The organism is Pseudomonas sp. S2_C11, assembly GCF_054668395.1.
On record NZ_CP162765.1, the window covers coordinates 1419250 to 1443906 of the forward strand.

The 24657-nt window shown below is 60.5% G+C and carries 17 protein-coding genes; 10 read left to right on the forward strand and 7 right to left on the reverse strand.

What is annotated here, in order from left to right; all coding sequences use genetic code 11:
- The first annotated feature begins 7 nt into the window (after positions 1-7).
- The 3 genes from topA (at position 8) to AB4N48_RS06575 (ending at position 3650) form a co-directional block, all read left to right on the forward strand.
- Positions 8-2641 carry a type I DNA topoisomerase gene (gene topA, locus AB4N48_RS06565; RefSeq protein WP_460094983.1) on the forward strand — a complete coding sequence of 878 codons (2634 nt, stop codon included), beginning with the start codon at positions 8-10 and terminating at the stop codon, positions 2639-2641.
- Positions 2642-2785: 144 nt separating this feature from the next.
- Entirely contained in the window at positions 2786-3310 is a 525-nt protein-coding gene (locus tag AB4N48_RS06570) for a DUF6586 family protein (protein ID WP_236169419.1), read from the forward strand.
- A 106-nt stretch (positions 3311-3416) separates the two neighbouring features.
- A complete protein-coding gene (locus AB4N48_RS06575; protein WP_003226592.1) occupies positions 3417-3650 on the forward strand; it encodes a hypothetical protein in 234 nt (77 codons plus the stop codon).
- 97 nt (positions 3651-3747) lie between these two features.
- Here AB4N48_RS06575 and sulA read toward each other — a convergent pair whose 3' ends face one another.
- Together sulA and lexA are read right to left on the reverse strand one after the other, a co-directional pair.
- Positions 3748-4221 carry an SOS-induced cell division inhibitor SulA gene (sulA, locus tag AB4N48_RS06580; protein ID WP_041477346.1) on the reverse strand — a complete coding sequence of 158 codons (474 nt, stop codon included), beginning with the start codon at positions 4219-4221 and terminating at the stop codon, positions 3748-3750.
- Positions 4222-4231: 10 nt separating this feature from the next.
- A complete protein-coding gene (lexA, locus tag AB4N48_RS06585) occupies positions 4232-4840 on the reverse strand; it encodes a transcriptional repressor LexA (RefSeq protein WP_016775490.1) in 609 nt (202 codons plus the stop codon).
- Between the two features lie 229 nt (positions 4841-5069).
- Here lexA and AB4N48_RS06590 point away from each other — a divergent pair, with 229 nt between their 5' ends.
- From AB4N48_RS06590 to AB4N48_RS06605, 4 genes are all read left to right on the forward strand, one after another.
- Positions 5070-5777, forward strand: coding sequence for a TetR/AcrR family transcriptional regulator (locus AB4N48_RS06590; protein ID WP_016775489.1), 708 nt, complete (start codon positions 5070-5072; stop codon positions 5775-5777).
- A 158-nt stretch (positions 5778-5935) separates the two neighbouring features.
- Positions 5936-6946, forward strand: coding sequence for a beta-N-acetylhexosaminidase (gene nagZ / locus AB4N48_RS06595; RefSeq protein ID WP_460094984.1), 1011 nt, complete (start codon positions 5936-5938; stop codon positions 6944-6946).
- A 13-nt stretch (positions 6947-6959) separates the two neighbouring features.
- Positions 6960-7697, forward strand: coding sequence for an S-methyl-5'-thioinosine phosphorylase (locus AB4N48_RS06600; protein ID WP_056791517.1), 738 nt, complete (start codon positions 6960-6962; stop codon positions 7695-7697).
- A 9-nt stretch (positions 7698-7706) separates the two neighbouring features.
- The gene (locus AB4N48_RS06605; RefSeq protein WP_460094985.1) at positions 7707-11000 is read left to right on the forward strand and encodes a DEAD/DEAH box helicase; all 3294 of its coding nucleotides are present in this window, start codon (positions 7707-7709) and stop codon (positions 10998-11000) included.
- A gap of 148 nt (positions 11001-11148) precedes the next feature.
- Here AB4N48_RS06605 and AB4N48_RS06610 read toward each other — a convergent pair whose 3' ends face one another.
- The 3 genes from AB4N48_RS06610 to mfd are packed head-to-tail and all read right to left on the reverse strand — an operon-like array spanning position 11149 to position 17877.
- On the reverse strand, positions 11149-13839 hold the full coding sequence (locus AB4N48_RS06610) for an SNF2-related protein (RefSeq protein ID WP_423662380.1): 2691 nt from the start codon (positions 13837-13839) through the stop codon (positions 11149-11151).
- Between the two features lie 11 nt (positions 13840-13850).
- On the reverse strand, positions 13851-14417 hold the full coding sequence (locus AB4N48_RS06615; protein ID WP_056791507.1) for a CsiV family protein: 567 nt from the start codon (positions 14415-14417) through the stop codon (positions 13851-13853).
- 10 nt (positions 14418-14427) lie between these two features.
- On the reverse strand, positions 14428-17877 hold the full coding sequence (gene mfd / locus AB4N48_RS06620) for a transcription-repair coupling factor (protein ID WP_024013632.1): 3450 nt from the start codon (positions 17875-17877) through the stop codon (positions 14428-14430).
- 354 nt (positions 17878-18231) lie between these two features.
- Between mfd and AB4N48_RS06625 the strand changes: the two genes are divergently transcribed.
- Positions 18232-19695, forward strand: a complete 1464-nt coding sequence (locus AB4N48_RS06625) for a glyceraldehyde-3-phosphate dehydrogenase (protein WP_016775482.1) — start codon at positions 18232-18234, stop codon at positions 19693-19695.
- A gap of 172 nt (positions 19696-19867) precedes the next feature.
- Here the strand turns inward: AB4N48_RS06625 and tcuC are convergent, their stop codons facing one another.
- A complete protein-coding gene (gene tcuC, locus AB4N48_RS06630; protein WP_041477332.1) occupies positions 19868-21166 on the reverse strand; it encodes an MFS transporter in 1299 nt (432 codons plus the stop codon).
- Positions 21167-21241: 75 nt separating this feature from the next.
- Between tcuC and AB4N48_RS06635 the strand changes: the two genes are divergently transcribed.
- Together AB4N48_RS06635 and sthA are read left to right on the forward strand one after the other, a co-directional pair.
- Entirely contained in the window at positions 21242-22288 is a 1047-nt protein-coding gene (locus tag AB4N48_RS06635) for an FAD:protein FMN transferase (protein WP_460094986.1), read from the forward strand.
- Positions 22289-22489: 201 nt separating this feature from the next.
- Positions 22490-23884 carry a Si-specific NAD(P)(+) transhydrogenase gene (sthA, locus tag AB4N48_RS06640; protein ID WP_039760770.1) on the forward strand — a complete coding sequence of 465 codons (1395 nt, stop codon included), beginning with the start codon at positions 22490-22492 and terminating at the stop codon, positions 23882-23884.
- Between the two features lie 42 nt (positions 23885-23926).
- Here the strand turns inward: sthA and AB4N48_RS06645 are convergent, their stop codons facing one another.
- The gene (locus AB4N48_RS06645; RefSeq protein ID WP_056791501.1) at positions 23927-24649 is read right to left on the reverse strand and encodes a glycerophosphodiester phosphodiesterase; all 723 of its coding nucleotides are present in this window, start codon (positions 24647-24649) and stop codon (positions 23927-23929) included.
- Between the last annotated feature and the right edge of the window lie 8 nt (positions 24650-24657).

Genomic DNA, 24657 nt, shown 5'->3' on the forward strand with positions numbered 1-24657 from the left:
CTGATCCATGGGCAAATCGCTGGTCATTGTGGAATCCCCGGCTAAGGCCAAGACCATCAACAAGTATCTGGGTAACCAATACGTGGTGAAGTCGAGTATCGGCCATATCCGAGACCTGCCCACCAGCGGTTCGGCTAGCGCCAGCAAAGAGCCAGCCGCCAAGCGCGGCAAGGCTGCTGCGGGCGAAGGTCCGGTGCTCTCGCCGAAAGAGAAAGCGCGCAAGCAGCTGGTCTCGCGCATGGGCGTCGATCCCGAACACGGCTGGAAAGCCCAGTACGAGATCCTCCCGGGCAAAGAAAAGGTCATCGAAGAGCTGCGCCGGCTCGCCAAGGATGCTGACACCATCTATCTCGCAACCGACTTGGATCGCGAGGGGGAAGCCATTGCCTGGCACCTGCGCGAAGCCATCGGTGGTGACGACAGCCGTTACAAGCGCGTGGTGTTCAACGAAATCACCAAGAAGGCGATCCAGGAAGCCTTCTCCGAGCCGGGCGAGCTGGACATTGATCGTGTCAACGCCCAGCAGGCGCGTCGCTTCCTCGACCGCGTCGTCGGCTACATGGTCTCGCCGCTGCTGTGGGCCAAGATCGCCCGTGGTCTGTCCGCCGGTCGCGTGCAATCGGTTGCGGTGAAGCTGGTGGTCGAGCGTGAGCGCGAAATCCGTGCGTTCAATCCCGAAGAATACTGGGAAGTGCATGCCGATCTCGGCACCACCAAAGGCTCGACCGTGCGTTTCGAAGTGGCTCGCGAAAAAGGCGAAGCCTTCAAGCCGCTGAACGAAGCCCAGGCCATGGCTGCGCTGGAGAAGCTCAAGTCCTCCAGCTACAGCATCGTCAAGCGCGAAGACAAACCGACCAGCAGCAAGCCGTCGGCGCCGTTCATCACGTCGACCTTGCAGCAGGCTGCGAGCAACCGCCTCGGTTTCGGCGTGAAGAAAACCATGATGATGGCCCAGCGTCTGTACGAAGCCGGCTACATCACTTACATGCGTACCGACTCGACCAATCTCTCGGCCGACGCCGTGGCGATGGCGCGCACTTACATCGAAGACGAGTTCGGCAAGAAGTACCTGCCGGAAACGCCGAACGTCTACAGCAGCAAGGAAGGCGCGCAAGAGGCTCACGAAGCGATTCGTCCGTCCGACGCCAACACCACGCCGAGCAAGCTGGCGGGTATGGAGCGCGATGCCGAGCGTCTGTACGAGCTGATCTGGCGCCAGTTCCTAGCCTGCCAGATGCTGCCGGCTCAATACCTGTCGACCACCGTCAGCGTCGGCGCTGGCGACTTCGAGCTGCGTGCCAAGGGCCGTATCCTCAAGTTCGACGGTTACACCCGGGTGATGCCGCAAATTGCCAAGCCTGGCGATGATGACGTGCTGCCCGACATGGCCCTGGGCGATGTGATGAAGCTGATCAAGCTTGACCCGTCGCAGCATTTCACCAAGCCACCGGCGCGTTATTCCGAAGCCAGTCTGGTCAAGGAGATGGAAAAACGCGGCATCGGTCGTCCTTCGACTTACGCTGCGATCATTTCGACCATTCAGGATCGCGGTTATGTGACCCTGCACAACCGTCGTTTCTACTCGGAAAAGATGGGTGACATCGTCACCGAACGTCTGTCCGAGAGCTTCTCCAATCTCATGGACTACGGCTTCACCGCCGGCATGGAAGAGAACCTCGATGACGTGGCGCAGGGCGAGCGCGACTGGAAAAACGTGCTGGACGAGTTCTATGGCGACTTCAAGAAGAAACTCGAAGTAGCGGAAAACCCGGACAGCGGCATGCGCGCCAACCAGCCGGTCATGACTGACATTCCGTGCACCACTTGCGGTCGTCCGATGCAGATTCGTACCGCATCGACTGGCGTGTTCCTCGGCTGTTCGGGCTACAGCCTGCCGCCGAAAGAGCGCTGCAAGGCCACCGTCAACCTGGTGCCGGGCGATGAAATCGCAGCGGACGACGAGGGCGAATCGGAATCGCTGGTACTGCGTGGCAAGCATCGCTGCCCGATCTGCAGCACGGCGATGGACGCCTACCTGCTGGACGAAAAGCGCAAGTTGCACATCTGCGGCAACAATCCGGATTGCGCTGGTTACGAAATTGAAGAGGGCAGCTATCGCATCAAGGGCTACGAAGGTCCGAGCCTGGAATGCGACAAGTGCGGCAGCGAAATGCAGCTCAAGACCGGCCGTTTCGGCAAGTTCTTCGGTTGCACCAACCCTGAGTGCAAGAACACCCGCAAGTTGCTGAAGAGCGGTGACGCGGCGCCGCCGAAGATGGATCCGGTGAAGATGCCTGAGCTGAAATGCGAAAAGGTCAACGACACCTACATCTTGCGCGATGGTGCGTCCGGTCTGTTCCTGGCCGCCAGTCAGTTCCCGAAAAACCGCGAGACTCGCGCTCCGCTGGTGATCGAGATTCTGCCGCACAAGGACGAGATCGATCCGAAGTACCACTTCCTGTGCGAGGCTCCGCAAAAGGATCCTGACGGTCTGCCAGCGGTCATCCGCTACAGCCGCAAGACCAAGGAGCAATACGTACAGACCGAAGTCGACGGCAAGCCGACAGGCTGGAAAGCGTATTACGACGGTGGCAAGTGGACTGTTGAAGACAAGCGCAGCGCAAAGGCCAAGGCTGAGTAAGCGCTAGTCTGAACAGCAAAAAGGCCGCATGAACCCTTCGGGTTTTCATGCGGCCTTTTTGTTTTGTGCTTGCGCTGGCATCGGCTGATCCATGACACTGCCGGGCCTGTGTGAAGCAATTATTTCGTTGTGGAGGCTGCCGTCATGGCCCACGAACTCTATACCCGCACCAACCAGAAGATCTATTTCGCCGGCCTGTCACTCGAAGCTCTGGCTCGTGCTGAAGAAGGGCGGGCGATGAATTCTCTGGCGCTGATCCAGGCCGGGCGTGAGTCGGCGTTGTTCCACCTCTACGGCGCACTGCTGGGCTTGTGTCATGAGATCGCCGGCTTTTATCGTCTGCCGCAGGCCAATTCGCCGAGGGCAGAGGAGTTGTTGACGCGCGAAGTGCTGGAGTCGATCGCCATTCCGGAGTTGGCCGAAATGGTCGAGCTGGCCGGTAATCCGGAAACCTGGCTGGCGAAACTGCTGGCGGCGCACGCAGCACTGTTTCAGCCACCGAGGGCGCCACGCAAGCCGAAAGGCGACGTGACGCAGCCGCTGATCCAAGCGATTAATCTTGATGAAGAAGAGGCGCCAGAAGAGCTCAGTCGAGACGAGCTGGAGAGCTGGCGGCAGAACCTTAAAGGTCTGGCCCTGCGTTTCCGTGAAGGTTTGAATGAGTGCTGATTGGATTTGGCGCAGTGGCAATCTGAAACATGCTGCTGGTCAAGATCCCGAGCGAAGCTCGAATGATGTCTATATAATCGCTGCCTTTCGTGGAGAACAGACTTATATGCCAACGTCCTTTCTAGAAATTGTCGAGTTACCAGACGGCCGAATCGAACTGCGCAGGGCCGAGGACGAAGGTTCTCTGGTGACGCTGGATTTCTCCGAGGATGCCAAGGCGTTCCTGCAAGGCCAGCACGTTGAAATTGCCAAAGCGATGTTGAGCGTCGGCGTGCAGATGGCAGGTCGTATGGTTGAAGGCGAGTTTGATAAGGAAGAGGGGCCGCGGGTTCTTCATTGATCCACGCTTTGGCCTTTTCTCGGTCGCTTGCGCTTCAGATCGGCTTCTCTGTCCCTGGAGAAGCCCTGCGCTTCACACAGCGCGCATTACTCAACAATCAACCCAAACGAATGTTCAAGCTCTGAGCTTCGCCCGTGCGCGCGGCGCTGATCAGTTGTTGCCGTGAATTGGCATTCAACGGGTTTAGCCAGGTCACCACGGTGTGGCTGCGACCCAGTCGCAACGCTTCGCACGCCAGTTGCTGAGCACTCTGCGTGCCACGCGGTTGCAGCAGCAGGATGCGTTCGCGGTTCAGGCCGGCATCGCGCAGCCAGGTTTGCGTCAGGCTGGCGGGTGGGGCGATCAGCGTCAGCCAGCGCGCATCCTGATCCTCGCTCAATTCACGCAGGATCGGCGCTAGCAGGTTCAGGCAGTTCCCGGCCGCACCACGCAGTGATAGCTCACTGAAGGCGTCAGGTTTGGCATTCCAGTCACGCTCGACCACGTCTTTGAGGATCGGCGCAATCGGTTGCGCCAGAAACGCTTCAAATAAAGGCAGTTGTGTTTGCTGAGGTGTGTGTGGGAACTGCATGGAGCCTCCTTTAGCGGCGAATGACGCCGACACTCAAGCCTTCGATCACCAGTTCCTGATCTTTCAGGTCGACTTCGATAGGGGCAAACTCGGGGTTCTCGGCAATCAGCCAGACTTTGCTGCCTTCACGCTTGAAGCGTTTGACCGTCACTTCGTCGCCGATACGCGCAACCACAACCTGGCCGTTACGCGCTTCGCGGGTGGTATGCACTGCCAGCAGGTCGCCGTCGAAGATGCCGATATCCTTCATGCTCATGCCGTGCACACGCAACAGGTAGTCGGCGCGAGGATGGAAGAAGGTCGGGTTGATGTTGCAGGATTCTTCGATGTGCTGCTGGGCGAGGATCGGCGCGCCGGCAGCCACTCGGCCAATGATCGGCAGGGTGGAGTCGTCGGCCTTGGCTTCGAAGCCGGGAATACGAATGCCGCGGGAAGCGCCCGGGGTCATCTCGATCGCGCCCTTGCGGGCCAGGGCCTTGAGATGTTCTTCCGCCGCATTTGGCGATTTGAAACCCAATTCCTGAGCGATTTCCGCACGGGTGGGCGGATAGCCGTTGTCTTCGAGGCAACGTTTGATGAAGGCCAGAATCTCGGCTTGGCGTGGCGTCAGCTTTAGCATATTGATCGCTCTGTCTTTTTATACAGTGACTGGGATTATATACAGTGAAGCGGTCTTGGCAATGGGCGTTTTTTTGCCGCCCGCCGAGCGGTCGCGAAGGGCGCTTATTAATGCTGGCGCCTTGTGTGGTTAAATAGCTGACCGACCATTCCCAAAACGAACCGGCAGGCTTGACAAGGCTTAGGCTGAAACGTATGTTTCAAACAAGTGTTTGTCAGGCGGAGTAGCCATGGCCCAGTCGGAAACCGTTGAACGCATTCTTGATGCTGCCGAGCAGTTGTTCGCGGAGAAAGGATTCGCTGAAACCTCATTGCGTTTGATCACCAGCAAGGCTGGCGTCAATCTGGCTGCGGTGAATTATCACTTCGGCTCGAAAAAGGCGCTGATCCAGGCCGTGTTCTCGCGCTTCCTCGGTCCGTTCTGCGTCAGCCTCGATAAAGAGCTGGAGCGCCGTCAGGCCAAGCCTGAGAACAAGCCGACCCTCGAAGAGCTGCTGGAAATCCTCGTCGAGCAAGCGCTCGTCGTGCAGCCTCGCAGCGGTAACGATCTGTCGATCTTCATGCGTTTGCTCGGCCTCGCGTTCAGCCAGAGCCAGGGCCACTTGCGGCGTTATCTGGAAGACATGTACGGCAAGGTGTTCCGCCGCTACATGCTGCTGGTCAATGAAGCGGCGCCACGCATTCCACCGATCGAGCTGTTCTGGCGCGTGCACTTCATGCTCGGCGCCGCAGCGTTCAGCATGTCCGGGATCAAGGCCTTGCGCGCGATCGCCGAGACCGATTTCGGCGTCAATACCTCTATCGAACAAGTGATGCGCCTGATGGTGCCGTTCCTCGCTGCCGGCATGCGCGCCGAAACCGGCGTCACCGATACAGCCATGGCCAGCGCGCAATTGCGTCCGCGCAGCAAATCCATGCCGGTCGCCGCCAAGGTTTGACCGCGCACGGGTGGGCGCGGCAGCTGGTATCCGCTAAGCTAGCCGGCCATGCCGACTCTCGTACTGAACCCGATCTGCATGAATTCTGCTGACCGTCCGGGCATTGCCCACGGTAGCGAATGCAAGCAGATCGGGTTTTTCGTTTTCAAGGAATCTCTATGACTGCTGGCCTGCAAGGCTCGTTGATGGTGGATGTCGCCGGTACCTGGCTGACGGCCGAAGATCGCCAATTGTTGCGTCAGCCCGAAGTGGGCGGCCTGATCATTTTCGCCCGCAATATCGAGCATCCACGCCAGGTGCGCGAACTGAGCGCCGCGATCCGCGCGATTCGTCCGGATCTGCTGCTGGCGGTGGATCAAGAGGGCGGGCGTGTGCAGCGCTTGCGTCAGGGTTTCGTCCGTCTGCCAGCGATGCGCGCCATCGCCGATAACCCGAATGCAGAGTATCTCGCCGAGCAATGCGGCTGGATCATGGCCACCGAAGTGTTGGCGGTCGGGCTCGACCTGAGTTTCGCCCCGGTGCTGGATCTGGACTATCAGCGCAGCGCCGTGGTCGGCACCCGTTCTTTCGAAGGCGATCCCGAGCGCGCCGCCTTGCTCGCCGGTGCATTCATTCGCGGCATGAACAGCGCCGGCATGGCCGCCACTGGCAAACATTTCCCAGGCCACGGCTGGGCCGAAGCCGACTCCCACGTAGCGATCCCGAACGACGAGCGCAGTCTCGACGAGATCCGCGCCAATGATCTGGTGCCCTTCGCCAAACTCAGCAAACAACTGGCCGCCGTCATGCCGGCCCACGTCATCTATCCGCAAGTCGATGCACAGCCCGCAGGTTTTTCCCGACGCTGGCTGCAGGACATTCTGCGCGGCGAGTTGCAGTTCGACGGCGTGATCTTCAGCGATGATCTGTCGATGGCCGGCGCCCACGTGGTCGGCGACGCTGCCAGCCGCATCGAAGCCGCGCTGAGTGCCGGTTGCGACATGGGTCTGGTGTGCAACGACCGCGCGGCAGCCGAGCTGGCGTTGAGTGCTGCCCAGCGTATGAAGGTCAAGCCTTCCACGCGCATCGCGAAGATGCGCGGGCAGGCCTTCGCCAGCACCGATTATCGTCAGGACCCGCGTTGGCTCACCGCCCTCGGCGCGCTCAAAGACGCTCAACTGATCGATTAAGGATTTTTTTGTTATGACCGTTTACGCAATCATCGGCGGCACTGGCCTGACTCAGCTCGAAGGCCTGATCATTCGCCAGTCGCTGGCAGTCGACACCCCGTACGGCGCGCCTTCGGCCGAGGTGCAGATTGGTGAGTACGCCGGCAAGGAAGTGTTGTTTCTCGCCCGTCACGGTCACCCGCATCGTTTCCCGCCGCACAAGGTCAACTACCGCGCCAACCTCTGGGCGTTGAAGCAGGCGGGTGCCGAAGCGATCATCGCCGTTAACGCGGTGGGCGGTATTCATCCCGCCATGGGCACCGGGCATTTCTGCGTGCCGCACCAGATCGTCGACTACACCAGTGGGCGCGAGCACACCTATTTCGCCGATGATCTGGAACACGTCACCCACATCGATTTCAGCTTTCCCTACAGCGAGCCGTTGCGTCAGCAATTGATTGCAGCAGTCGCCGCCGAAGGCTGCGAATACAGCGATCAAGGCGTGTACGCCTGCACCCAGGGTCCGCGTCTGGAAACGGTCGCCGAGATCGTGCGACTGGAGCGTGACGGCTGCGACATCGTCGGCATGACCGGCATGCCGGAAGCGGCGCTGGCGCGTGAGCTGGATCTGGATTACGCCTGTCTGGCGCTGGTGGTGAATCCTGCAGCCGGCAAGACCACCGAAGTCATCACCATGGCCGAAATCGAGCAGGCCCTGCACGATGGCATGGGCAAGGTGAAATCAACGTTGGCGCGAGTGCTGGCCAGCTAAGGACTGTCCATGAGCATTTTCATCGAGCGGCTTAAAGGGCTGACATGGACCCACGCATTCAGTAGCAAGGCGTTGGCCAAGGCCCGCGCTTATGCCGCCGATGACCGGGTCGAGATCCTCGAAATCGATGACAGGAAGATAGAGGCGTTCTGCGTCGGATCGCAACTTCAGGCGTATGAGCAAAGCATTTATCTGTCCGAAGATCGGCTGGGGTCGGTAAACCTGCGTTGCCTGTGCAGCTGTCCTGTTGCAATCGACTGTAAGCACAGCGCGGCGGTGATCTATCACCTGCTGGGCACGGGTGAGGATGCGTCTGACAATGATGCACAGATCCCGTTGGGGCGAGCGCTCGAGCATTGGCTTTCAACAATTCCCGTGCCGGCCAAGCCTGCTGACGAAAGTGCGCAAACCGCAGGCACGCGTCTGTTTTACAAGCTCAAACCGACGTCTGCGAACGGCAAGTGGCTGCTCGATATTTTCAAGGTCTACCAGCTCAAGAGCGGCGAGTTACGCGAGGTCAAACCGATGTACTCGCTCGCGGAAATGCTCATGCGCCAGCCCGGCTACCTGTCCGAGCTGGATCTGCGCATCGCCCGGCTGTTGGTCGCCATGCATTCCCATCACGCCTATTACAGCGGCTATCCGCTGGAAGGCAGCAGTGGCGCCGAACTGCTGGAAATGCTCCTGCGTACCTCGCGGCTGTTCCTCGACTTCGAAGACCTGCGAGCGCTGACACCGGGGGCGAAACGCGTCGGTCAGTTCTCTTGGGCCGAGCAGGCTGACGGCGGATTCCGCGCGCAATGGAGCAGTGCCGAAGCCACGCAGGAAACCGTGCTGGCGCTGGAGCCGCTTTATTACTTTGATCGCGAGCAGCGCCAGGTTGGCCCGCTGTTCACTGAGCTGGAAGAAAAACTCGCCTGCCATTTGACCCTGGCGCCAGACATTCCGGCGCGTCAGGCCATGCAGTTCAGCCATCGCATGAGCGCGGCGACCCAAATTGCGCCACCGCACAAACTCACCGAACGGATCATCGATGACGTGCTGCCGCAGCCGCAACTGACCCTGGTCAGCGGCCGGGAACGTTCGCGCTGGGAATACGTGCTGGAGCACCGCGCCGCTCTGCTGTTTACCTACAACGGTCATCCGGCGGTGGATCGCAACCCGGAAGTGATGATCCTCAATGGCAGCGAAACCCAGCGCATTCAGCGTCAACCGGCGCTGGAAAAGAAGCTGCGCCAGAACCTGCAAAAACATGGCTTCAAGAAAGCTACGCGCAAGAGTGCAATGGATCGTCCCGGCGAGATGTTTACCTTGCCGGATGATTCCGCCTGGCTCGGGTTCATGCACGAAGGGCTGGCCACACTGCGCGCCGCAGATTGGAAAATCGAGATCAGTCCCGGTTTCCATTTCGATGTACAACCGGTTGAACAGTGGTACGCCGAGGTCGAAGAAGAGGCCACGCATCAGTGGTTTGATCTGCAGTTGGGTATCGTCGTCAACGGCGAGCGCTACAGCTTGCTGCCGATCCTTCTGCACCTGTTGCGGACCCAGCCGCGCTTGCTCGACCCGGTCAATCTGGCGCAGCGCAGCGATGATGAAAAACTCCTGATCGAGCTCAAGCCCAGCGGTTTTGGCGACCCGGCCGGCGCCAAGGTCGCGTTGCCGCTGAGTCGGGTCAAACCGCTGATGGCGACGCTGGGCGAGCTGTATCTGGGCGGACACCAGGGCGATGCACTGCGCTTGACCGCTCCAGACGCCGCACGCCTGAGTATGCTCGATGGCGTACCGCTGGACTGGCAGGGCGGCGAACGCCTGCGCACTTTTGCCAAGCGTCTGCAGAATTCCAGTCACGCCCAGGTTGCTGCGCCGGCCGGCCTCAACGCGCAACTGCGCCCGTATCAGCTCGAAGGCTTGAACTGGATGCAGACCCTGCGCGAGCTGGAGGTCGGCGGCATTCTGGGCGATGACATGGGCCTGGGCAAAACCCTGCAGACCCTGGCGCATCTGCTCACCGAAAAACACGCCGGGCGCCTGGACTGTCCGGCACTGGCGGTGATGCCGACCAGCCTGATTCCCAACTGGCTCGACGAGGCCGAGCGCTTCACGCCGCAGTTGAAAGTCCTGGCGCTGCACGGGACCGGGCGGCAGAAGGACTTTGCCAATCTCGCCGAATACGACTTGGTGCTAACCACTTACGCATTGCTGCCCAGGGATCTGGAGATCTTGCAGCCGCAGCCGTGGAGCGTGCTGATTCTCGACGAAGCGCAGAATATCAAGAACCCGCTGAGCAAAGCCGCGCAGGCCGCCCGTGACTTGCAGGCCCGTCAGCGCTTGTGTCTGAGCGGTACGCCACTGGAAAACCACCTCGGCGAGCTGTGGTCGCAGTTCCATTTCCTCATGCCCGGCTGGCTCGGCGACAGCAAATCCTTCAATCGCGATTACCGCACACCCATCGAGAAGCACGGCAATGTCCAGCGCATGCAGCACCTGACCGCGCGCATCAAGCCGTTTTTGCTGCGGCGCAAGAAGGATCAGGTCGCCACCGAGTTGCCGCCGAAAACCGAGATCATCCACTGGGTCGAACTCAGTGATGGTCAGCGCGACGTCTATGAGACGGTGCGCGTGGCGATGGACAAAAAGGTCCGCGACGAAATCGCCCGCAGCGGCGTGGCGCGCAGTCAGATCATCATCCTTGATGCGCTGCTCAAGCTGCGTCAGGTCTGCTGCGATCTGCGCCTGGTCAATATGCCGCTCACGGCAAAGGCGTTGCGCTCGGGCAGCGGCAAGCTGATCAGCCTGATGGAGATGCTCGAAGAATTGCTCGGCGAAGGGCGGCGCATTCTGCTGTTTTCCCAATTCACCTCGATGCTGGCGCTGATTGAGCAGGAGTTGCAACAGCGCGGTCTTGCCTACTCATTGCTGACCGGCGACACCACCGATCGGCGCACGCCAGTCAAGGATTTCCAGGGCGGCAAGGTGCCGTTGTTTCTGATCAGCCTCAAGGCCGGCGGTACCGGTCTGAACCTGACGGCGGCAGACACGGTGATTCACTTCGACCCGTGGTGGAACCCGGCGGTGGAGAATCAGGCGACTGATCGGGCGTATCGTATCGGCCAGAACAATCCGGTGTTCGTCTACAAGTTGATTGCCAAAGGCACCGTCGAAGAGAAGATCCAGGCGTTGCAGCAGGAGAAGGCTGCGCTGGCCGGGGCGGTGCTTGAGGGTGGCACGACGGGGGGATTCAAACTGGAACAGAGTGATATCGAGGCGTTGTTTGCGCCGTTGCCGGTTTCCAAGGGTTGAGCCCTGAGTGATTGCGCAATATTGGATGACCCCATCGCTGGCAAGCCAGCTCCCACAGATATCGAGTTGAATCACAATCTTCGGTACAGCTCATAACCCTGTGGGAGCTGGCTTGCCAGCGATAGCTATCTAACCGGCGACGACGCTTTCAACGCTTGTCGATCTTGTCCGGCAACGGCGCAAACAGCGCTTCAATATCATCGCTCTGCAATTTCCAGTCCCCGGCCTTGCGCCCATCGAGCACGCCCGCTGCCAGGTCAGACTTTTCCTTCTGCAGGTGCTGAATCTTCTCTTCCACTGTGCCCCGGGCAATCATCTTGTAGACGAACACCGGTTTCTCCTGGCCGATTCGATAGGCCCGATCCGTCGCCTGATTCTCGGTTGCCGGGTTCCACCACGGGTCGTAGTGAATCACCGTATCGGCTTCGGTCAGGTTCAAGCCGACGCCACCGGCCTTCAGGCTGATCAGGAAGATCTGCCGCGTGCCGCTCTGGAATTCCTTCACCGGTGTGCGCCGGTCACGGGTCTGGCCGGTGAGCAGGGCGTAGGCGATCTTGCGTTTTTTCAACTCCTCTTCGATCAATGTCAGCATCGAAGTGAATTGCGAGAACAGCAGAATCCGCCGGCCTTCCTCAAACAACTCCTCAAGCATTTCCATCAGGCTGTCGAGCTTGCCCGAAGTGCTGCCGCGCGGGGGCAGGGTGGCGTCGTTGACCAGGCGCAGATCGCAGCAGACCTGGCGCAGCTTGAGCAATGCTTCGAGAATGATGATCTGGCTGCGTGCCACGCCTTTGCGAGTGATCTCGTCACGGACTTTCTTGTCCATCGCCAAGCGCATGGTTTCGTACACATCACGCTGCGCTTCGTTGAGTTCGACCCAATGGATGATTTCGGTTTTCGGCGGCAGCTCGGTGGCGACCTGCTCTTTGGTGCGGCGCAGCAGAAACGGTTTTATCCGACCGTTGAGGTGCTGCAGTCTGACTTCACTACCGCGCTTTTCGATCGGCACACGGTAATCGGCATTGAAGCTTTTCACGTCGCCAAGCCAGCCCGGCAGCAGGAAGTGGAACAGCGACCAGAGCTCGCCCAAGTGGTTTTCCAGCGGCGTGCCGCTGAGGCACAGGCGCTGGCGCGCGTTCAGCTCGCGCGCGGCCTGAGCGGCTTTGCTGTTGGGGTTCTTGATGTATTGCGCTTCGTCCAGCACCAGAACATGCAGCGGCTGTTTGGCGAGACGTTCGAGATCCTTGGGCAACAGGGCGTAAGTGGTGAGGATCAGGTCGAAGTCGGCCAGATTGTCGAAGTGCTTTTTGCGCGTGGCGCCGTACAGCGCGAGGACTTTCAGCTGCGGGGTGAAGTGCGCCGCCTCGTCTAGCCAGTTCGGAATCAGGCTGGTCGGCATCACCACCATGCACGGACGATCGAGGCGTCCGGCGTTCTTTTCGCTGAGAATATGCGCCAAGGTCTGTAGGGTTTTGCCCAGGCCCATGTCGTCCGCGAGAATGCCGCCGACTTCGAGTTGTCGCAGCGATTGCATCCAGCTCAAACCTTCGAGCTGATACGGGCGCAGCGTTGCATTCAGACCTTGCGGCGCTTCGGCAGTGAAATCGCGGATGTCGCGCAGGCGCTGGGCGAAGGTGCGGATCTGCTCGCCGCCTTCCCATAACAGCGGCAGGCCTTCCAGCGAATTGAGCCGGGTGGCGTCAGCCTTGCTCAGGCGCAGGGTGGTTTCGCCCGGCTCCTGCAAATAGAACTCGCCCAGCGTCATCAATACCGGCTTCAAGCGACCGAGCGGCAGCGCCACTTGCAACGGTCCATGCTCGCTGGTGCGTTGCGGAATGTTGACCAGAATCAGCTCGTCATCGCGACGGCGGGCGAGGCGTTCCGGGTTGAGGATCTCGGTGTGCGAGCGCATCAGATTCAGCAGAATCGGCAGCAGGCTCAGGCGCTCGCCGTTGACGATGATGCCCAGCTCCAGATCGAACCAGTCGCGTTCCGGCGCCTGTTCGACGGTGGCGTACCAGTCGTCGACGGCGGTCAGGTCGAAACCGAATTCCTCATCGATCTGCAACTCCCAGCCCTGGCTGCGCAACTTCGGCAAGTCATTGAGGGTGAAGGTCAGCCAGGCGCTGTCGTTGACCATCTCGTAAAGTTCGCCGGCGCTCTCCGGCAGGGCTTTGCTCTGCCGGGTGGCGATGCGGAAACCGAGGATGCGTAACTGTTCGCGGTAGGACTGTTCGACGTCCGGGTGACGTTTTATCCGCAGGGTCTGGGCTTCCTGACGGATCAGGATATCGCTGTGTTTTTGCCCGCTGACGTATTCGTCCAGATAGCTGAACGACAGCGCCGCGCGGTGCTGAATGTAGCGCTGCATCTTGCCGTTGCGCGGCTCGAAGGCGCTGAACTCGACGCTCGCCAGCCACAGGCGCGGCACCGGCTGCACGTTGTCCACCAGCACTTGCGGTGGCGCTTTCGGGCTGCGGTTTTCCAGCACGGCCTGGAGCTTCTCCAGCAGCTCGGCATCTTTAGCGGCGGCGGGGTAATCGAGGGTTTCCTGGATTTTCAGCAGCACCGCCGCGCAGTGTTTGCAGTTGCTGCGCACCGGGCAGGTGCAGGTGGCGTCGACCAGCAGCAGCGTCGCTTTGGCTGACTCGCGCAGATGGATGGTTTGTCGGTAAACGCTACCGCCAGAACCTTCGCAACTGGCGGTGATGGTCGCATCGCCGACCTGGGCGATGCGCACTCGATTCTCCAAAGCGTAGCGGCGGCCGCGCTCCAGACTCTGTTCTTTGAATCGGCTGACCCACGACGGGGCCAGCGGTTTGCTCAGGGGCGGCGGCATAAGGACTTCGATCAGTCCGGCACGACTTCAGGCGCTTCGCGAGGCGCTGGCGCGGTCAGGGAAGTGATCTTGATCAGCAGGGCCAGATGACCGTTGTCGAGGTAATTGAGCTGGCCGTTCTTGGTGTGGCTGTCCTGACGCAGACGCTCACTGGCGGTGACCAGGCCATTGGCGTCGATCTGATTGACCCAGAAATCGGCGGTCACGTCGGTGAAGCGGCCGAGTTTCATTTCCAGCGTGCCCTCGATGGGGAACTGGCCGAACTGTTCCTGACCTTCGCTCACTGCGACTTTCGCCGGCGCTTCGCCGAGGCTCTGCTGCCAGGCTTTGTGCATCAACACGGTGTACTCGCCGCTGGCGGTGAGTTTGTTCACTACATCATTCAGCGCTGGGGTGCGCTGGCTGTCGCTGCCCAGACGCTGGGCGCCTGCGGCCCAGTCTTCCGGGGCGGCGCGGCTGACGATGGCCGGGACGGCATTCTGGCGCACCAGGATCATTTCGACCTGATACGTGTCATCGGCAAACGCCGTCGGTGCTGCAAGTGCAAGCAACAAAGTCAGAGAGCGGAACAGGCGCATCGGGCGTCCTTCAAGCGGATTTCGGGATGAGACGCTCAAACAGCGCCTCGACAGTATTGAAACGTTCTTCCGGGCGCTCCATCGGCACCTGGAATTTAAACATCGTCGCGCCTTCGAACTTGTAGCGCTTGGGCTGCGTCTGGATCAGCTTGATCAGGGTCATCGGGTCAACCGGCGTCTGCGCTTCGAACTCGATGCGCCCGCCTTGCGGCCCGCCGTCGACTTTCTTGATGCCGAGCTTTTCCGCCTGCAATTTCAACGCGGTGATCCGCACCAGATTCTTGGTCGGTTCCGGCAACAGGCCAAAGCGGTCGATCATCTCCACCTGCAAATCCTTGAGGCCTTCCTCATCGGTGGCCGAGGCGATGCGTTTATACAGAATCAGCCGTGCATGCACATCCGGCAGATAATCTTCCGGAATCAGCGCCGGCACCCGCAGATTGACTTCCGGGCCGCCGCCAAGCGGTTGATCGAGGTTCGGCTGCTCGCCCTTGCGGATCGACTTCACCGCGCGCTCGAGCATTTCCATGTACAGGGTGAAACCAACGGCCTGAATCTGCCCGCTCTGACCGTCGCCGAGCAGTTCGCCGGCGCCACGGATTTCCAGGTCGTTGGTGGCCAGGACGAAACCGGCGCCGAGGTCCTGGGTATTGGCGATCGCTTCCAGACGTTTTTCCGCGTCCGAAGTGATTTGCTGGCGCGGCGGTGTCAGCAGGTAGGCGTAAGCCTGGTGGTGACTGCGGCCGACACGACCACGCAACTGGTGCAGCTGGGCCAGACCGAACTTGTCAGCGCGCTCGATGATGATGGTGTTGGCGCTCGGCACGTCGATGCCGGTCTCGATGATGGTCGAGGCGATCAGCACGTTGAAGCGCTTGTGGTAGAAGTCGCTCATCACCTGTTCGAGTTCACGTTCGCGCATCTGCCCGTGGCCGATACCGATGCGCGCTTCCGGCACCAGTTCCGCGAGGTCGGCGGCGCACTTCTCGATGGTCTTCACATCGTTGTGCAGGTAGTAAACCTGACCGCCACGCAGCAGTTCACGCAGCAGGGCCTCTTTGACCGTGCTCTTGTTCTGCTCCATGACGAAGGTGCGCACCGACAGGCGTCGCGCAGGCGGCGTGGCGATGATCGACAGATCGCGCATGCCCGACACCGCCATGTTCAGCGTGCGCGGAATCGGCGTCGCGGTCAGGGTAAGGATGTCGACTTCGCTGCGCAGGGCCTTGAGCTGTTCTTTCTGGCGCACGCCGAAGCGGTGCTCTTCGTCGATGATCACCAGCCCGAGGTTTTTGATCTTCACATCATCGGACAGCAGCTTGTGCGTGCCGATGACGATGTCGATCTTGCCTTCCGCCAGATCGGCGATCGCCGCGTTGACTTCCTTGGCCGATTTGAAGCGACTCATCACTTCCACGGTCACCGGCCAGTCAGCGAAGCGGTCGCGGAAACTGTTGTAGTGCTGCTGGGCGAGCAGGGTGGTCGGCACCAGAATCGCCACCTGACGACCGCCGTGTACGGCGATGAACGCGGCGCGCATGGCTACTTCGGTCTTGCCGAAGCCAACGTCGCCGCAGACCAGACGATCCATCGGTTTCGGCGCGAGCATGTCTTCGCGTACCGCCTCTATGGTCGCTTGCTGGTCCGGGGTTTCCTCGAACGGGAAACCGGCGCTGAAGGTGGCGTAGTCGGCCTTCGGGTCGGCGAAGGCGTAACCTTCACGGGCGGCGCGACGGGCATAAATGTCGAGCAATTCGGCGGCGACGTCACGCACCTGCTCGGCGGCTTTGCGCTTGGCTTTCTGCCAGGTTTCCGAGCCGAGGCGGTGCAGCGGCGCGAGCGAATCGTCGCTGCCGGTGTAGCGCGCGATCAGGTGCAGGTTGGCCACTGGCACGTAGAGCTTGGCGTTCTCGGCGTATTCGAGGGTGAGGAACTCGGCGGCCTGATTGTCGATTTCCAGAATCGTCAGGCCCAGGTAGCGCCCGACGCCGTGGTCGATATGCACCACCGGCGCGCCTTCGCGCAGTTCGGTGAGGTTCTTGATCACCGCATCGTTGCTGACGTCGCTGCGCTTTTCGCGGCGACGACGTTGCATGACCCGTTGGCCGAACAGCGGACTTTCCGCCACCAGAGCTAGCGCGGGGTCGTCGAGCAGCAGACCTTCGTCGAGCGGGGCAATGGTGATCGCCAGACGATCCTTGCTGGCGACGAAGTCAGGCCAGCTGTCGACGGTTTTCGGCCGCAACTTCAGACGTTCCAGCAGTTCCAGCAGGACTTCGCGACGACCCGCCGATTCAGCGGTGAACAACACGCGACCGGGGAATTCTTCGAGGAAGCCGGCCAGCGCCGCCAGCGGTTGCGTGGCCTTGGCTTCGATGGCCAGATCGGGCAGCGCATGTGCCGGGAAGCGCTCACGGCCGACGCCGCTTTCAACGTCCTGTTGACTGGCAACGACCCGTGGCCAGTTCTTCAGGCGCGCGAAGCAGTCTTCCACTGGCAGGAACAGTTCGGCCGGTGGCAATAAAGGACGCGATGGATCGACGCGGCGTTCTTCGTAACGATTGCGCACGTCGTTCCAGAAGTTTTCCGCCGCCTGCTCGATGCCCGGCAGCGAGAACACTTGTGTGTCCTGAGGCAGGTAATCGAACAGCGTCGAAGTTTCGTCGAAGAACAGCGGCAGGTAGTACTCGATGCCGGCCGGAGTGATGCCGCTGCTCAAATCCTGAAAGATCGGGCAGCGGCGGAAGTCGACGTCGAAGCGCTCACGGAAACGCGCCTTGAAGCGGGTGACTGCGTCTTTCTGCAACGGAAACTCGCGGGCCGGCAGCAGCTTGACCGACTCGACCTTGTCGATTGAACGCTGGGTTTCCGGATCGAAGGTGCGCAGGGTTTCGATTTCGTCGTCGAACAGGTCGATGCGATACGGCAGTTTGCTGCCCATCGGGAACAGGTCGATCAGCGCGCCGCGTACGGTGAACTCGCCGTGCTCGTACACCGTGTCGACATAGCGATAGCCGCTGGCTTCGAGCCGCGCGCGCATCTGTTCGACGTCGAGCTTCTGGCCGATATCCAGCACCAGGCTGCTGCCGAGCAGGAATTTGGTCGGCGCCAAGCGATGCAGGGCGGTGGTGATCGGTACCACCAGCACGCCGTGGGCCAGTTCCGGCAGGCGATACAGGCTGGCGATGCGCTGGGAGATAATGTCCTGGTGCGGCGAGAACAGGTCGTAGGGCAGGGTTTCCCAGTCGGGGAAATGCAGTACGGGCAAATCCGGGGCGAAGAAACTCAGCTCCTGTTCCAGCCGTTCGGCGCTTTGGCTGTCGGCGGTCAGCAGCAGGGTAAAGCGCTTGGCAGCGCTGGCAGCCTCGGCAATCGCCAGGCTGAGGGCGGCACCGGGCAGATTGCCCCAGTGCTGTTTACCTGCTTCGGCAGGGAGTAACGGTAGACGCAGAACAGGCACGGAAGGTTGAGCTCCAGGCGTTGCGACAAAGTCGGTAATTGTAGCGGCCTCCGGTGCCGCCTGTCAGTTGCAGACTGCGTCTATCTTCACGGTTTGGACGAAATGTAGTGGTAACCATAAAAACGAGCACTTTTTTCATGGTTATGTAGTGCCGAAACCGGGTGGTGTTACGGAGGGTTACAGACATCGTCTAACAGTCGTCGAAAAATTGACTGCGCTGAAAGCCCCGGTTTTACTGGGCTGGAGAAAGGCGTAAATTTTTTGAACGGGATTTTGTTACCGATTGCGCGACAAGCGCGCATTGCTGAAAGGGCTTGTCGGCGGCATAATGTAGCCCCTTTTTTCTGCCCCTACATGTGGAAGGTTACCGTGACTCAGAAGCCCGACCAGTGTCTTGGTGAATGGATCGACCGTGAAGCACTCGCAGAAGCGATGATTCCGCTTATCGGTCAGCTCTACCGCAATAACAACGTGGTTAGCTCGATCTATGGCCGCAGCCTGATCAACCAGTCTGTCATCGCGATTCTCAAAGCTCACCGCTTTGCTCGCCACCGTTCTTCCGACGACAGCGAACTCTCCGTCCACGAAACATTCCCACTGCTCAAGGCCATGAGCGAGCTCAAGCTCGGCGCGGCGTCGGTGGATCTGGGCAAGCTGGCGTTCAAATTCCGCAATGAAGGCAACGGCCGCAGCGCCGAGCAGTTCGTGCGTGAAGAGATGGCTGACGTGGTTGGCCAGCAGAACGCCTCGGCCCGCAAAGGCACCGACGTTGTTCTTTACGGCTTCGGTCGTATCGGCCGTCTGCTGGCGCGCATCCTGATCGAGAAAACCGGTGGTGGCGACGGCCTGCGTCTGCGCGCCATCGTCGTGCGCAAAGGCGCCGAGAACGACCTGACCAAACGCGCCAGCCTGCTGCGTCGCGATTCGGTACACGGTTCGTTCAACGGCACCATTACCATCGATGAAGAAAACAACACCATCACCGCCAACGGTAACCTGATCCAGGTGATCTACGCGAAGAACCCGACCGAGGTGGATTACACCCAGTACGGCATCAAAGACGCGCTGCTGGTGGACAACACCGGTGTCTGGCGTGACGCCGATGGCCTGGGTCAGCACCTGGCCTGCCCGGGTATCGACCGCGTTGTTCTGACCGCGCCTGGCAAGGGCAAGCTGAAGAACATCGTTCACGGCATCAACCACGGTGAAATCACCGCTGACGACAAGATCGTCTCGGCTGCTTCCTGCACCACCAACGCCATCGTGCCGGTGCTCAAAGCGGTCAACGACAAGTTCGGCATCATCAACGGTCACGTCGAAACCGTTCACTCGTACACCAACGACCAGAACCTGATCGACAACTTCCACAAGGGCGATCGCCGTGGCCGCAGCGCCGCGCTGAACATGGTGATCACCGAGACCGGCGCCGCCACCGCTGCTGCCAAGGCTCTGCCTGAGCTGGCCGGCAAGCTGACCGGTAACGCGATTCGTGTTCCGACGCCAAACGTGTCGATGGCCATTCTCAACCTCAACCTTGAGAAAGCCGCCACCCGCGAAGAGATGAACGAGTACCTGCGCTACATGGCTCTGCACTCCGAGCTGCACAAGCAGATCGACTTCGTCAATTCGCAGGAAGTGGTGTCGACTGACTTCGTTGGCTCGCGTCACGCCGGTGTAGTCGACGCTGAAGCGACCATCGTGCAGGACAACCGCGTCGTTCTGTACGTCTGGTACGACAACGAGTTCGGTTACAGCTGCCAGGTGGTACGCGTGATGGAAGACATGGCTGATGTGAATCCGCCAGCGTTCCCGCGCTAAGCTTCAGGCTTGAATGAAAACGCCCCGACATTTTGTCGGGGCGTTTTTGTTTGTGGGCCTGTTGGATCTTCGGCGTCCTTGCCGGCCTCTTCGCGAGCAGGCTCGCTCCCACACTGGATCAGTGTCGTTCACAATCTTCTGTGGGAGCGAGCCTGCTCGCGAAAGCATTCTGTCAGGCGCCGCTGGCTACCGAGGCCTGCGCGGTGCGCAACTCATGCCGGTTGCCACGGAATAGCACCAGTGTCGCAATCAAGCCCAACACCGCCGCGCCACTTAGCCAGATGCCCGGTGCTGCCTTGTTGTCCAGCACATGAATCAGATAGGTGCACGCTGCCGGAGTAAATCCGCCGAACGTCGCCGTTGCCAAACTGTAAGCCAGGGAAAACCCGGTCGTGCGCACTTCCACCGGCATGATCTCGGTCAGCGCCACCACCATCGCGCCGTTGTACGAGCCGTACAGGAACGACAGCCACAATTCGACAATCAGCAAATGGCTGAAGCTCGGATTCGCCACCAGCCACGACAGTGCCGGATACGCCGTGAGGATCGCCAGAATTGTCGCCGCCAGCAGTAAGGGTTTTCGGCCGATCTTGTCGGATACCGCGCCCATCACCGGTAGCCAGAAGAAGTTCGACAAGCCGATGCACACCGTCACCAGCAAGGCGTCGAGGTCCGACAGATGCAGCTCAGCCTTGCCAAACGTCGGCGTGTACGCAGTGATCAGGTAGAACGACACCGTGGTCATCACCACCAGCGCCATGCCGGCAATGACGATGCCGAAGTTCTGCCCGATCGAGCGGACGATTTCGCCGAGGGTAGGGCGGTGGGTTCGCGCCTGGAATTCCGGAGTTTCTTCCAGCGAGCGACGGATGAAGAAAATCACCGGCACGATCATGCAGCCAATCAGAAACGGCACGCGCCAGCCCCATTCGCCCATTTGCTCCGGACTCAGCCAGTGGTTGAGGCCAACGCCGAGCAGACCGGCGAACACCACGGCTGCCTGTTGGCTGGCGGACTGCCAACTGACGAAAAAGCCTTTACGCCCCGGCGTAGAAATTTCCGCCAGATACACCGACACACCGCCCAGTTCCACGCCCGCCGAGAAGCCTTGCAACAGACGGCCGAACAACACCAGTAGCGGCGCGGCGACGCCGAGCGTCGCGTAGCCAGGCACGCAGGCAATCAACACCGTACCGGCGGCCATCATCGCCAAGGTGATGATCAGTCCTTTGCGCCGTCCGTGACGGTCGATATAGGCACCGAGGAAAATCGCCCCCAGCGGGCGCATCAGGAAGCCGGCGCCGAAGGTCGCCAGCGACAGCATCAGCGAAGCGAAGGCGCTGTCGGTGGGGAAGAAGGTTTTGGCGATGGCCGTGGCATAGAAGCCGTAGACCATGAAGTCGAACATTTCGAGGAAGTTGCCGCTGACAACGCGAAAGATCGCTTTGCCTTTGCCCGTGGTGGAGGACATGGGAGGTACTCACTGTTCAATTTTGTATAAAGGCGTTGCAGCCATGGGGAAGCGAGCGGGCGCTTGTAGTTCATAATGGCCGCCGTGGTTTTGCGGGGAGATGAAGAATTGTTAACTGGACGCTGGTTGGGGCTTGTGGTGTTGGCGGTGGCAATCGGCGGCTGCGGCAACGGCGATTCCCTGGAACAGGTCGGTGGCTCGACCATGGGCAGCACCTGGTCGGTCAAATACGTGCGCCACGCCGGGGTCGCCGATCCTGCGCAAGTGCGCGGTGAAGTGGAGCGCATCCTCGGCGAAGTCGATCAACAGCTGTCGACTTACCGCAGTGACTCCGTCATCGAGCGTTTCAACGCCTTGCCCGCCGATAGCTGCCAAGCCATGCCGGCAGCGGTGCTCGAATTGGTCCGTATCGGCGAACAGCTTTCAATGCAAAGCGAAGGCTCCTACGACCTGACCGTGGAACCGCTGCTGGACCTCTGGGGATTCGGCCCGCAAGGACGCGAGGAAAAGATCCCTGATGCGGCCGCTGTGGCCGAGGTCATGCAGCGGGTCGGCCATCAGCATCTGCGCATCGACGGCGAACGGTTGTGCAAGGACGCCGCCGTCGAAGTCGACTTCAACAGTATTGCCGCCGGTTACGCCGTGGATACCATCGCCGCCAGATTGCAGGGCATGGGCATCGACAATTACCTGGTCGAAGCCACGGGCGAACTCAAAGCCCGGGGCAAGAAGCCGGATGGTTCCGCGTGGCGCATCGCTCTCGAAGAGCCTCGCGATGACCAGCAAGTGGCCGAGCGGATTATCGATGTCGATGGCTACGGCGTGTCCACCTCCGGTGACTACCGCCATTATTTTCTGCAGGACGGTCGGCGTTATTCCCACACCTTCGATGCACGCAGCGGAAGGCCGGTCCTACATGATCTGGCGTCAGTCACGGTGATTCATCCTTCAGCGTTGATGGCCGATGGACTATCGACGCTGTTGCTGATTCTCGGGCCGGAAAGGGCACGGGACTATGCCCAAAAGCATGACATTGCTGCATTCTTTGTCTTGCGTGCCGATACAGGTTTCGTCACCCGCAGCAGTCAGGCATTTACGCAGCTTGTCGGTGAAAAAAACTGACCGGAGACAAGACGAAAGCTGGCGTTGTAGTGCAGGCAAAAGTAGCCTACGACGCGACCAAGGGTTAATGTGCGCGGCGTTGACGCTTCTATAGACTGTGTCCGGGTTCTCTACTGGCCCCCAATTGTTCCTTCGCGCCGCCGTTCGGCGTGATTTAGCCGCCGGTGCTGCTGGCACCGCGGCCTGTTCTGAGGAGTACGCATGGCTGTCTACAACTACGACGTGGTGGTACTGGGTTCCGGCCCGGCGGGAGAAGGCGCGGCAATGAACGCCGCCAAAGCGGGGCGCAAGGTCGCGATGGTCGACAGCCGTCGTCAGGTCGGCGGCAACTGCACCCACCTCGGCACCATCCCGTCCAAGGCACTGCGTCACTCGGTGCGGCAGATCATGCAGTTCAACACCAACCCGATGTTCCGCGCGATCGGCGAGCCACGCTGGTTCTCCTTCCCGGACGTGTTGAAAAGCGCCGAAAAAGTCATTTCCAAACAAGTCGCATCGCGCACCGGCTACTACGCCCGTAACCGCGTCGACGTGTTCTTCGGTACCGGCAGCTTCGCCGACGAGCAAACCATCGAAGTGGTCTGCGGCAACGGCGTGGTCGAGAAGCTGGTGGCCAAGCACATCATCATCGCCACCGGTTCGCGCCCGTATCGCCCGGCGGACATCGATTTCCACCACCCGCGCATCTACGATAGCGACACCATCCTCAGTCTCGGTCACACCCCGCGCAAACTGATCGTTTACGGCGCTGGTGTAATCGGTTGCGAATACGCATCGATCTTCAGTGGTCTGGGTGTGCTGGTCGAACTGGTCGACAACCGTGGCCAGTTGCTGAGCTTCCTTGACTCGGAAATTTCCCAGGCGCTGAGCTACCACTTCAGCAACAACAACATCACCGTGCGTCACAACGAAGAGTACGACCGCGTCGAAGGCGTGGACAACGGCGTGATCCTGCACCTGAAATCCGGCAAGAAGATCAAGGCTGACGCCTTGCTCTGGTGCAACGGCCGTACCGGCAACACCGACACGCTGGGTCTGGAAAACATCGGCGTCAAGGTCAACAGCCGTGGCCAGATCGAAGTCGACCAGAACTACCGCACCTGCATAGAGAACATCTACGGCGCCGGTGACGTGATCGGCTGGCCAAGCCTGGCCAGTGCCGCCCACGACCAGGGTCGTTCGGCCGCTGGCAGCATCGTCGACAATGGCAGCTGGCGCTTCGTCAATGACGTGCCGACCGGCATCTACACCATTCCGGAGATCAGCTCGATCGGCAAGAACGAGCAGGAATTGACCCAGGCCAAAGTGCCGTACGAAGTCGGCAAGGCCTTCTTCAAGAGCATGGCGCGGGCGCAGATTGCCGGTGAGCCGCAAGGCATGCTGAAGATCCTCTTCCACCGCGAAACGCTGGAAGTGCTCGGCGTGCATTGCTTCGGTTATCAGGCGTCGGAGATCGTTCACATCGGTCAGGCGATCATGAACCAGCCGGGCGAGCTGAACACCCTGAAGTATTTCGTCAACACCACGTTCAATTACCCGACCATGGCCGAAGCCTATCGGGTAGCGGCGTACGACGGCCTCAACCGGCTTTTTTGACGGGCTCCGGCCGGTGGCCTGAGCCGGCCGGGGAGACCGATTTCAGCAATTCTCAAGGGTGGCAGTGGCCAAACCGGGAAAGTCTGTAATCAGGCTGTCAACGCCGAAGTCGGCGAGTCTGCGCATCAGTGCAGGCTCGTTGACGGTCCACACCGACACATGCAGGCCCTGACGCTGCGCCTTCTGCAGGCGTTCCGGCGTACACAGCGTCCAGTTCAACGCGAGAATTTCGCAACCGTAGCTGGCCGCCACCTTCAGCGGATCGAGCCAGGCGTATTCGGCCACCAGGCCGCGCGATACGTCCGGTACCAGGTCCAGCGCTGCCTTCAAGACTTCCCGTGAACTCGAGGTGATCGTCACCTTGTCGAGCAGGCCATGCCGTTGAGCCATTTCCCGAATCGCCAGCACGGTAGTCGCCGCGCGGGTGCGTGAAGCGCTTTTGACTTCCAGCTGCCAGTGCTCGAAATCACATTGCTCGAACAACTCTTCCAGCGTCGGAATCGGGCACGGCTGGATCCAGCCCGGGCCACCCTTGCGCGCGTCGTAGGTCACCAGTTCGGCGGCGGTGTGCTCGACGACTTTGCCGCGACGGTCGGTGGTGCGTTTGAGCGTCGGGTCATGGATGACCATCAGCTCGCCGTCCTTGGACAGGTGCAGATCCAGTTCGCAGCGGCGCACGCCGTGCTTGAGGCACTCCTGAAAGCTGCTCAGGGTGTTTTCCGGTGCTTCGCCCTTGGCGCCGCGGTGGCCGTAGATGAGGGTCACGGTGCTTC